The 10,134-nt window shown below is 39.0% G+C and carries 9 protein-coding genes; 4 read left to right on the forward strand and 5 right to left on the reverse strand.

Features of this window, described 5'->3' with window-relative positions; all coding sequences use genetic code 11:
• Nucleotides 1–226 precede the first annotated feature (226 nt).
• The 4 genes from E6H07_12770 to E6H07_12785 form a co-directional block, all read right to left on the reverse strand.
• Nucleotides 227–1,273, reverse strand: a complete 1,047-nt coding sequence (locus tag E6H07_12770) for a DUF945 domain-containing protein (GenBank protein ID TMI63640.1) — start codon at nucleotides 1,271–1,273, stop codon at nucleotides 227–229.
• A gap of 86 nt (nucleotides 1,274–1,359) precedes the next feature.
• Entirely contained in the window at nucleotides 1,360–1,740 is a 381-nt protein-coding gene (locus E6H07_12775) for a single-stranded DNA-binding protein (protein TMI63641.1), read from the reverse strand.
• 952 nt (nucleotides 1,741–2,692) lie between these two features.
• Nucleotides 2,693–3,256 (reverse strand): hypothetical protein, encoded by a 564-nt coding sequence (locus tag E6H07_12780; GenBank protein ID TMI63642.1) that lies wholly within the window; start codon nucleotides 3,254–3,256, stop codon nucleotides 2,693–2,695.
• Nucleotides 3,257–3,270: 14 nt separating this feature from the next.
• Nucleotides 3,271–3,627 carry a single-stranded DNA-binding protein gene (locus E6H07_12785; GenBank protein TMI63643.1) on the reverse strand — a complete coding sequence of 119 codons (357 nt, stop codon included), beginning with the start codon at nucleotides 3,625–3,627 and terminating at the stop codon, nucleotides 3,271–3,273.
• 105 nt (nucleotides 3,628–3,732) lie between these two features.
• Here E6H07_12785 and E6H07_12790 point away from each other — a divergent pair, with 105 nt between their 5' ends.
• Nucleotides 3,733–4,149 carry a hypothetical protein gene (locus E6H07_12790; protein TMI63644.1) on the forward strand — a complete coding sequence of 139 codons (417 nt, stop codon included), beginning with the start codon at nucleotides 3,733–3,735 and terminating at the stop codon, nucleotides 4,147–4,149.
• Between the two features lie 408 nt (nucleotides 4,150–4,557).
• Here the strand turns inward: E6H07_12790 and E6H07_12795 are convergent, their stop codons facing one another.
• The gene (locus E6H07_12795; protein ID TMI63645.1) at nucleotides 4,558–4,806 is read right to left on the reverse strand and encodes a hypothetical protein; all 249 of its coding nucleotides are present in this window, start codon (nucleotides 4,804–4,806) and stop codon (nucleotides 4,558–4,560) included.
• Nucleotides 4,807–5,163: 357 nt separating this feature from the next.
• Between E6H07_12795 and E6H07_12800 the strand changes: the two genes are divergently transcribed.
• The 3 genes from E6H07_12800 (at nucleotide 5,164) to E6H07_12810 (ending at nucleotide 10,134) form a co-directional block, all read left to right on the forward strand.
• A complete protein-coding gene (locus E6H07_12800) occupies nucleotides 5,164–6,822 on the forward strand; it encodes a hypothetical protein (protein ID TMI63646.1) in 1,659 nt (552 codons plus the stop codon).
• Nucleotides 6,823–6,887: 65 nt separating this feature from the next.
• Nucleotides 6,888–9,044, forward strand: a complete 2,157-nt coding sequence (locus E6H07_12805; GenBank protein TMI63647.1) for a hypothetical protein — start codon at nucleotides 6,888–6,890, stop codon at nucleotides 9,042–9,044.
• A gap of 1 nt (nucleotide 9,045) precedes the next feature.
• Nucleotides 9,046–10,134 (forward strand): hypothetical protein, encoded by a 1,089-nt coding sequence (locus E6H07_12810; GenBank protein ID TMI63648.1) that lies wholly within the window; start codon nucleotides 9,046–9,048, stop codon nucleotides 10,132–10,134.

The following is a 10,134-nucleotide window of genomic DNA, read 5'->3' on the forward strand; positions in this document are numbered from 1 at the left end:
GCGATAAAGTCCAAGATGGAAACGGAATAAAAGATAGCATTGTGTGTGGATTTGTGTTTATGCCGGAAGCTCTTGGACGCTTCAAAAGACCAAAACCGATCTTAGTGAAATAATGAATAACAATAAATGTTGTTAGTTGATATATCCGAAAAATATTTATCATTCATCTTTATAAATAAACCAACGAGCCGACCAAACGGTCGGCTCGTTTCCGGGCTTTGAATTTTTAATTGACCATGCCCATTTGGCCTTTAGAAAAGTTTTCACAAAGGTCGAAGGCTTTTTGTGTTCTTGCTTGTGCGGTTCCACCACAGAGCATTGCTTTCAACTTTGCTTCATCATTCTTATAATTCCTGACATTTTGAAAATATCCTGTCACCGCATTGTATGCTCCAAATAAATTTCCTTTTGTTGTTTCCTCTTGCTGTGTCGGGCTGGTCATTGCATATTCATAAACTGAATTACACATATTATTAAAGCAGGTGGATAATTCATCCAGATTGCCGGATTGAATATTATTCAATACTTCTTTATTGGGCACCATTGCCAGTTGAATCAGGCGTTGCAATTCCGGGTCAGTTACTTTTACTTTTGTCCACTTATTAAAAATAGTTTCTAATTGTGCGGATAACTGGTTAGAGATTCCCATTACTTTATGAGCTTGTTCTAACCTGTCCTTAGCATTAACTGTATGCCTTATCTTAATACTGTTGGATTGATTACGGAGGGCTGCGTTCAGTGTATTATTACAGACGATGCGAACAGGAGTGAAGGCAGCGGTAATACTTCCATAACCATCATGCGAAGTGGTGAGGAATAAATACTGTTCAATTAAATCATTGTTGCCTACTTTGATATAGGAAGGCAATTTAGCCGTAATGAAAATCCGCTCACCTTTACCGAGTGCTCCTGCTGTTTCATATTGGATGCCATCACCGCCAACAATAGAATCGAAGAAGGAAAAGGCATCTACATTCTGAATGATTTCATAATCCTTACCAACTACACCTAATACATGGCCTGTATCTTTTCGCATGGTCGCAAAATGTGTTTTGATTTGATTTGCAGAATCTGTTGGTTGCTGGTCAGAATCATAAAGCGTAGTAAAAATATTTTCTTTACTTACTTCATAATCCAAACCGGCAAATTTGAGGGCTTCGGCACTTGTCGGATAATCATTCACGACTTTTCCTAAACCATGCCATGCTTTTTCCTTAACTGAGAAAAAACTGTGTTGTCTTGTTTGTTCGTTAAAATTTAAGTTGTGTGCCATAATTGGTTACCCAGCTTTAACTTTTATCCCGCAGGCGGTATCTGCTGCGGTTTAATAAATAATTAGAAATTGATTCTTTGACTGTTTCAGAATGGTAAATCGTCAATTGGGTTGTTGGTTTCAACAACTGCCAGAATGGTTTCCTTTACAGTTGCTCCGGCCTTTCCGTGAAGTTTAATGCTATTAACATGAAAATTCAGACTGGCTCTTGCCTGACCTTCTGCATTTGTCCAGGCGTTTACGCTGATTCGTCCGGATAGTTCAACCAGAGTTCCTTTTTTTAAATACTCCGCAATACCGGGATTCTTCCAGTAGGAGCAATTAAAGAACGTGGTCACTTTCATGGTTACTTCGCTTCCTTTTGGTTTGTAGCTGTCGTTAATTGCAATACTAAAGTTCACAACCTTACGGTCATCTTTTAAAATGCTGACTTTTGCATCTGCTGTCATTCTTCCTGTGAGTTCCATAACTTTTGAATTTTAATGATGAAAAAAAATGTTTTGTAAAAGAAAAAGGGAAAAAAGAAAGTCTTCCTCCTGTGCCTGCTCTCTTAATCACCAAAAAGCAACGGAATAAAAGAATGGATTGTGGGATGAGCATGTGTTTATGCCGGAATTTTTTGGTGTACCAAAAAAAGTCCGCACAATTGCAGGCGCGAACTTGACTTTCGCATTGGCCCGATTCGTTACAAAACTGTATTGCCGGCAATCATCCACTGACGCATATTGAGCGGAACGATGAACGGAGCGTCGCAAGGGACGTTGCCATGTAATACCAATGATGAAAAACAGAAATTAATGAGCTATATCAGATTGTGCAGCGACATGCTGTAGGCCTTTATTAGTAAGAGAAACAACAGCCGTGGAAAGTTGTGTGAGAATTATCAAACCATCCTGTTGTAATTCATTAAGATGTTGTACAATTTCATCCCATGGAAAATTGAGGCGAGCGATTATCATATTCGTTTGAATGATGCTCTTCGTAGGTTGGTTGTCATTTTTCACCAAATCAAAGATAACCTGAAGCGTTTGCCATTTGTTTTCCATTAGTCAATGATAAATTAAATATTCATTTTCCCAATGTTAAAGGAGCTCGTTTTTTCAACATGCTTGTCACAAAGAATCCTTTTTTAGTGTCTTTTAATGGCCTGGTATTTTATTGCGGGACGGGGAATGCTAAAAAACGATATAACATTGATTTCCCGTCCCGCATTTAAATACCACTATTGATTTATATAGCAACTGGTGTTGGCCAGCGGCCATCTCCAGTTGCGTGTCTGTGCAGGACGTTATGAAATATCTGCTGTAACGGATCAAGGATTGCAAAGGCATGGGTTCGCTGAATCGGTTGTGTATGGGGAGCGAACACGGGCTTTGCAGTGGGGAGATTATCCGTGGAAGGAGCGGATGCAATAACGGACTAAGCAAATTTTTTCAAAGAACTTTCCTGGCCGAATAGGACAAAACATACACGGTTATTATCCGGAACTGTTGAAAAGAAAGATGGTGCGGTACGATCAAAACGTTTATTGTATTTTTCAAATGCAATTTTCCTTGCTGATTTCTTAATCAGCGAGCAGCATTCATTGAACTGCACTAACTGGTCAAGGGTTAAAATAATCTCATCATCATATATGACCTTATAAATCCAATCATATCCTTTCCATTTGACATAGTTTTCCGCTACTTCCTTACGTAGCGTAAGTTGTGCGATATCGGAAAACGCTCTCGGTTTTATTTCAATCCAGTAAGCTTTCATCGTCAGTTTATGGCGAATGAGAAAATCGGGCGTGTAGCGACGAATATTATCCCTGATATAATTTGTAGGACGCCTTGTGATCGGATCATAGTAAACAGGAATATGTGAACGCAGAAATTCATATTCTTCCTGAATTGATAAAGCGTACTTTAATTCCAGTAATGAATCAAAAACGCATCCCCAATATATAATTCTATGTGAACCTTTATATTTGAATTGTTTCATTTTATAATTACTTTTTAGCGATCCAGGTTAATCAAACTGTGTGCTTTAATCTGTACGATGTACCGCGTATGGCCGGATCTGTCGAGATATTTTCTGTATTCTATCGAGCCATCCACCATTATTTTACTGCCTTTTACAAAACTTCTTTCAGCATATTCGGCTTTTTCGTTCCAAGCGACTATATCATGCCATACGGTATTGAATTTTTTTTCACCGATTTCATTTTTTTGTAAGTAATGGGTGGCCATCCGGATACTTACTCTTTTACAGCTATTTTCCGTTTCTTTTATTTCCAGTTCTTTGCCTACATAGCCAATCAACAATACATGGTTTGTTTTCATGTTTTTCTTTTTTCGTGAATTAACCTCCATTTCCGGAACGAATGTAGTGTTGGCAAAAAGCGAGAGACGAATATTACCCGTGTGTATTTATCTATACCCGTGTATACACGGATAAAAAAAATGTCGTATTTTCATATGATGCGAGTAAGTACTTCTATTTGCCTGAATTGTGAGAAGCCAATCCGATCAGGACGATCCGATAAAAAATTTTGTGATGCAGGATGCAAGGACGAATACAATAATGCAATCAAGACCAATGAGCATAGCCAGATCAGGACAATTGGCCTAATCCTTAAAAAAAATATGCGGATACTTAAAAAGCTCTATGATGCGAAGAACCCTGATAGGCAAGTAAGAGGTGATGTGTTGGTGAGAGAGGGCTTTGAATTCGGATTTTACACGCACATTGCAATTGGTAGTCTCAATAACAAAAATGAATTTCATTTCTGCTATAACTTCGGTTACCGTGAAGTAAAGAAAGATCATTACCAAATTTATCCCTTACATAAAAAGGTGCAGGTGAAAGGAGGGAGGGTGTTCCATTTTAAATAGGATCCTTATCATGAACAAGGTTAATGCTTTGATAAGGGTTGTGAAGATGTTGTAAAATATCAGAAAGTTGTTCTAAGCCTGGTTTGCACTTCGGATAATTTAAATAAATACTCCGTGTAGTATAAAAGATATACCCCCGATTGAAAGCGGGGGTATCTAATCAAAAACCATTAACCATTAAACCTTTTCTATTATCAATCGAATGTCTAATGTATGTATTAATGAGATAAAGTCCAAAATATTTGAAATTGTTTTCGCACATAGAGTGTCCGCCTCGCATAACGTAAATTTACTCGTGTGCAGATCAAACAAATCATACTGACTTTATCGCTAACTGCTATCTTATATATATTGATTAGAAAGAGTTTCAAGTTGCAGATTAGGAAAGATGCATAGTTCATTGGCCGATCATTTTGTGATTTCCTCAATAACTCCCGCCACTGCCTCCAGCAATTCCCGGCTTATGTTTTTATTTGCGACGAGGTCCTCATAGGAAATCAGCGCCCTCCAATTCCTTTCTTCGTCCGGTTCAAAAAGTATTTTTGTTCCGTCTATCTCAACTTCTAGTTTGCTGCTGTAACCGTAGTTAAGGAATCTGACCGGAAATTCTCTTTCTTTCCCTTGGAAGGTAACGGGTAACAAAAAATCATTTTCCATAGTATCTAAATGCGATATTAGTCATATTTGGCAACAAAAGTATTGCACGATATAAAGATAGTAACACAAGAGTTGGCTGTATTCTGGTTCCTTGATCTTTTTCCTTTCCAACTTGAATTTTCATCTTCGCCAAATTATGAACTGACAGGTATTGTACATTCTTGAAATGACATTCACAGATTACTCTTACTTAAATTAGGCCAGTTCGAAAACAGGTGGTGTGCGATTCTGCACAATTAACTGCCTGATCTGCGCAGTTACATCTTATTTTTTATTCCTGCTTATATTATGAAATAGTTTCATAGGGGTGAGTTGATTCCTTAAAATCTCCATATAGATTCTCTAAACCTACTGCATATGAGATCACATCTTTTACTTGTTTGTCCCTTATTAATCATTGCAAACATATCAATAAGCCAGACGGCCAATAATAACAATAGTTATCCATCTAATAATTCAGCCAACCCCGCTTACCTGGGGTCAAGTACTGTCACCACACCCGTGCATAAGCTCTATGTCGGAGCTTCGGTTAAATTGTTTCAATCAGGCAATAGCGGCTTTAGCAGTCCAAGTCTTTACCTAACTAACACAACAGGTGGCGCAAAGACATACTTTATAAATTCAGGCTCGACTGGTCTTTTCAGGATTGTTGATGGTGATGCAAGTCTTGATCGTTTTGTTATCAACTCTGCAGGTAATATTGGTATTGGTACGAGTTCACCAACATATAAGTTAGATGTTAATGGTACCATGCGATTTGTTGATGGAAACCAGGCAGCCGGTAAAGTACTTACGTCAGATGCATTTGGTGGAGCAAGCTGGCAAACACCGTCAGGTGGTGGTTCATCACAATGGGGTACCAATGGTTCGAGCATTTATTATAATACTGGAAATGTAGGAGTCGGAATAGGCAATCCTGCATATCCTTTTCATGTAAGTCCGGTTATCTACTCTACCGGTACTGCATCCCAAACAGGCACCACTATTAATGGTAGCGGTGTTCTTTGGTGGGATAAGTTAGTTGGTGGTTTTATTGTGTTTGCAGATGGAACAAGAAGAACGATAACAGGTTTCATCAGTGGGAACCAGCTCACCGTGGCAGAGAGTGGAACAATAAGCAGCCAGGCATACAAGATCCATTACCAGGGGTTGAGTGTAGCTTCAACTGGGAAAGTTACAATAGCTACTGCAGATTGGGTTGAGGATCTCTTAACAGTACAAAGTGGGATAGGAACCTGGGGTGCATCAGTGGCCAAATTTGTTTCTGTATCGCCATACGCTTCTGGTACTTATAATACTGTTGTTTGTGCCTTTGCACCCAATGTGCCTGTAGGGAGCAATATCAATGCCTATCAATTTGGGAAGGATCGCATAAGCAATTATAATAGTGCGACATGGATCTTCAAATACAACGGTGATATGTCTCCAACTAATTACGCTGCACTTGCTTTTTGGGGTTCACCGGAAATTGTACGATTTAATACGGATGGGCTAACTGAACTTATCACAGTTAAAATTGCTGATGGTACCCAAGGAGCAGGCAAAGTACTTACATCAGATGCCAACGGGCTTGCAAGCTGGCAAACACCATCAGGCGGTGGTGGTTCATCACAATGGACAACTTCTACATCCAATATTTTTTACAACACAGGCAAAGTAGGTATTGGTACATCCAATTTCAGTGACCCCTATAAACTATTTGTTGAAGGTTCTGTTCGTGCAAGAAAAGTAAGAGTAGATCAGCAGACATGGCCCGATTATGTTTTTCATACTAATTATGATCTTCTTTCTCTAAAATCCCTTGAAGAATTTATTCAAAAGAACAAGCACTTGCCGGAAGTGCCAACTGCAGCTGTCGTCGAGAAAGAAGGAATTGACCTCGGGGATAATCAAGCTGTACTCCTTAAAAAGATCGAAGAACTGACACTCTATATTATCGGGCTGAATAATAAGGTCGAAAAGTTATCAGCAGAAAATGAAAGTATAAAAAAACAGCTGGGTGTGAAAGTAAATTGATCGTGCCGATGCCGGTTACTCTAAAAATATCGTGTTTGTTACTCGTATTGTTAACCACGCATACTATGTCTGCACAACAACCAAAAATAAATTTAGGCGATACCCTTCCAAGGATAAAGGTACTAGATATCAACCCGCGATATTTAAACGAAGGTGACTCGGTATGGGTCTATAGCGGCATATGCAAGACCTTAAAAGTTGGGCGGTTCGCAAAGAATGAATATGAATCACAAATTCGAAAACCCAGGACCTCTGCCATAAAAGTACATGGTAATGTTCTCTATGATTTTTTATACCGGTCCTATTCCGATACTCCGTACTATCAAAGAGATTTTCGACAACACACATTACAAAGTTCAATTAACGTGACCGTTAACGATAAAGTTTCTTACCGATTTAATTTTCTATTACGAAAAAGCAATTCGCCATGGTTCAAAAATTTTTTAGATCTCGGGTTGCAGCTCGACAAGAATTCTTTTCTCTCGAATATGAAAGACCTTACGCTGCAACGAATCATTGATAGCCAATTCCAAAAGCCCGACCTCAAGGTAATTGAGGACAAAATTAAAAAAGAGTATGAGAAAATAAATGATATAAACATCTTCCTGAATAAACCTGACCTGACACAACTGATCATTGAAGAACGTGAAAAACTTTATTACCAGCGACTCCGGAATGCTCAGCCTGGGATGAATGTACAGGTTGATTCCGTTATGAAAGGTATCGGGGATTATACCATGAAGAAACGAAGTGAACTCGATTCATTGCAGAAAATTATTTCGAAGCTGCAGGGAAAGCATGACAGCCTGAAAAATAAAATTGCCACACAGGTAGCCACACTCCGGAACAAAATTTACAGTGCAACAAATATCAAAGAGCTGGAAGAAATAAATTCTGAATACGGTATCCCTAACGAAAGTAAAAGTAAATGGGAAGAGATCATGTCCAATATAAAAAGTATCGGTATTGGTCGTACAATAGTTAACTATTCAGAACTAACAGCAAGCAATGTTTCGCTCACAGGACTGAACATTGAGTACAACCCACGCATCTATGCTGCTTTCGCGATTGGTAAGATCGATTATGGTTTCAGGGATTTCCTCGGAAGAAATAATAATGCATCCAAGCAAAATTTACTGATGGGCCGGTTTGGTATTGGTGATATTGATAAAAAAGCTGTTATCCTTTCGCTGTTCACCGGTAAAAAATATAATTACGGAACTGTACTAAATGACACCGTTAACGGATACATAAACATCGTAGGTTACTCAGTTGAAGGAATTTTAAGGAAGAATGAAAACGTAAGTATAAGTGCCGAGGTTGCGAAGTCAACACGACCTGTATCAGGAACTATAGTAGATAACAAAGAAAGCGGGAGCTTGTTCAGATTTTCAGATGAGTCCAATCTTGGAATCAGTATCAAAGGCAAAACGATCATTCCGGAAACACATACAAGGCTGAGCGGGTTTTTCAGGAAGACCGGTGAGAATTTCCAATCCTTCAGCCTCTTTACTTATAATACCGATCAAACTGCATGGTTGCTTAAAGCAGACCAGTCTCTCGTGAAAGACAATATAAATCTCGTGGCTATGCTTCGAAGAAACGATTTCACCAACCCTTTCACTGAAAAAACTTTCAAGACAACAACTGTTTTTACCAGTGCGCAATTAAATGTAAAGTTTCCTAAATGGCCATCAATAAGTGTTGGGTATTTCCCAGGCACGCAGCTCTATATTATCAACCGTGAACGTGTAAGGGAAAATGTCTATCATATACTGAACGGGACTTTGGTTTATACTTATTCATTATCCGGAACCCGGATGATGAGCTCTGTTATTTATAACCGCTATTCCAATAAAGGAACCGATTCAGGATTCATCAATTATAAGGGTGTTACGTACTTACTATCACATTCTGTCATGCTCCGGAAATTTCAAGTTAGCGGCAATTATACTCTGACCGATCAACAGGAGTTAAAATATTTTACTGTTGAAGCCAACGCAGATTATTCGCCAGGTTCAAAGTTCCGAATGGGTGCAGGCGGAAAATACAACAAGACTACTGACGGAAAAGTTTATTGGGGTGGTAATTTCCAACTCGTGTTTGAAATAAAAAAGTTGGGTGGTCTACAATTTCAATACGAAAAATCTTTTCTGCCAACTATTTATCAAACATTATTTCCTGTGGAGATGGGCAGGGTATCATGGTTTAAATACTTCTGATATGATGAAAAAAATAATCTTTATTCTTTGCGCTGCACTGCCTTTACTCCTGAAGGCCCAGTTCACCGTGAATGTACAGTTGCCACCAGCAGGCATGATCCAAAAAGAAAGTTTGTGGAATATTGTGCTGGTGAACAATAGCAGCGAGATGACGGATGTTTCGCTATCGCTCAACCTGCAGGATGCAGTAACAGGTCAACTTGTGCTGGCTGCCGTCACCAGGAATTTTACTACAGGAAAGGGTATAAAGGTGATCAATTACCGCGACGTACAACCGGTGCTGTTCAATTATCTCGCATCAGAACTCTCCGGAAATTTTATCCCGCTTGGTTCTTATATCGCCTGTTACCGGGTTTTTAAAAAGGAAAAAGCAAATGAGGCACTTGCCGATGAGTGTGTAAGAATTAATATTAATCCATTAAGCCCGCCGTTACTAAATACACCGCCCGATAAATCTGTACTGCAAACGACTTACCCGCAGTTTAGCTGGATCCCGCCGGCACCCACAGAAATGTTCAGCAACCTCAGCTATGATATTTCTGTTGTCGAAGTGATGGAAGGTCAATCAGCAACGCAAGCCATCTTTAATAATATACCTGTGTATGCAAACAGCAATATCCGCAACGTATTCGAAAACCTGCCTTCATCGTATTCATCTTTAGAACCGGGTAAAAATTATGCATGGCAGGTAATAGCAAAGAATGGATTTAATTATTCGGGACAAACAGAGGTGTGGACGTTCACACTGGGTCCACCCGATTCAACAAAAGTAAAAGTTACTACGAGCGCTTATATTTTATTAAATGATAATTCCGATAACGCTGCTGTAAACTATATCAATGATAAGAACCTTTTCATCAAGTATTACTCTTATAGTAAAGAGTATGAAGCTACGGTGAAAGTTAAGGATGCCGATGGAAAGGTAATGCAGGAGCTATCACAAAAAATAAGTTATGGTGATAATTTCCTGTTGTTTAAACTCAACAGGCATTTTGAAGAAGGAAAGGTCTATACGCTCGAAATAACGGACCTGCAAGGTAAAAGTCACTCAGTGCCATTCAGTATAAGAAAGACAAATTCATCTAATTGA

It is taken from the genome of Bacteroidota bacterium (assembly GCA_005882315.1).
Taxonomy (GTDB): domain Bacteria; phylum Bacteroidota; class Bacteroidia; order Chitinophagales; family Chitinophagaceae; genus VBAR01.

Excerpts from the sequence above, each read along its gene's own strand:
- E6H07_12770 (TMI63640.1), bottom strand. The coding sequence starts at position 1,273 with ATGGCACACAACTTAAATTTTAACGAACAAACAAGACAACACAGTTTT.
- E6H07_12775 (TMI63641.1), bottom strand. The coding sequence starts at position 1,740 with ATGGAACTCACAGGAAGAATGACAGCAGATGCAAAAGTCAGCATTTTA.
- E6H07_12780 (TMI63642.1), bottom strand. The coding sequence starts at position 3,256 with ATGAAACAATTCAAATATAAAGGTTCACATAGAATTATATATTGGGGA.
- E6H07_12785 (TMI63643.1), bottom strand. The coding sequence starts at position 3,627 with ATGGAGGTTAATTCACGAAAAAAGAAAAACATGAAAACAAACCATGTA.
- E6H07_12790 (TMI63644.1), top strand. The coding sequence starts at position 3,733 with ATGATGCGAGTAAGTACTTCTATTTGCCTGAATTGTGAGAAGCCAATC.
- E6H07_12795 (TMI63645.1), bottom strand. The coding sequence starts at position 4,806 with ATGGAAAATGATTTTTTGTTACCCGTTACCTTCCAAGGGAAAGAAAGA.
- E6H07_12800 (TMI63646.1), top strand. The coding sequence starts at position 5,164 with ATGAGATCACATCTTTTACTTGTTTGTCCCTTATTAATCATTGCAAAC.
- E6H07_12805 (TMI63647.1), top strand. The coding sequence starts at position 6,888 with ATGTCTGCACAACAACCAAAAATAAATTTAGGCGATACCCTTCCAAGG.
- E6H07_12810 (TMI63648.1), top strand. The coding sequence starts at position 9,046 with ATGATGAAAAAAATAATCTTTATTCTTTGCGCTGCACTGCCTTTACTC.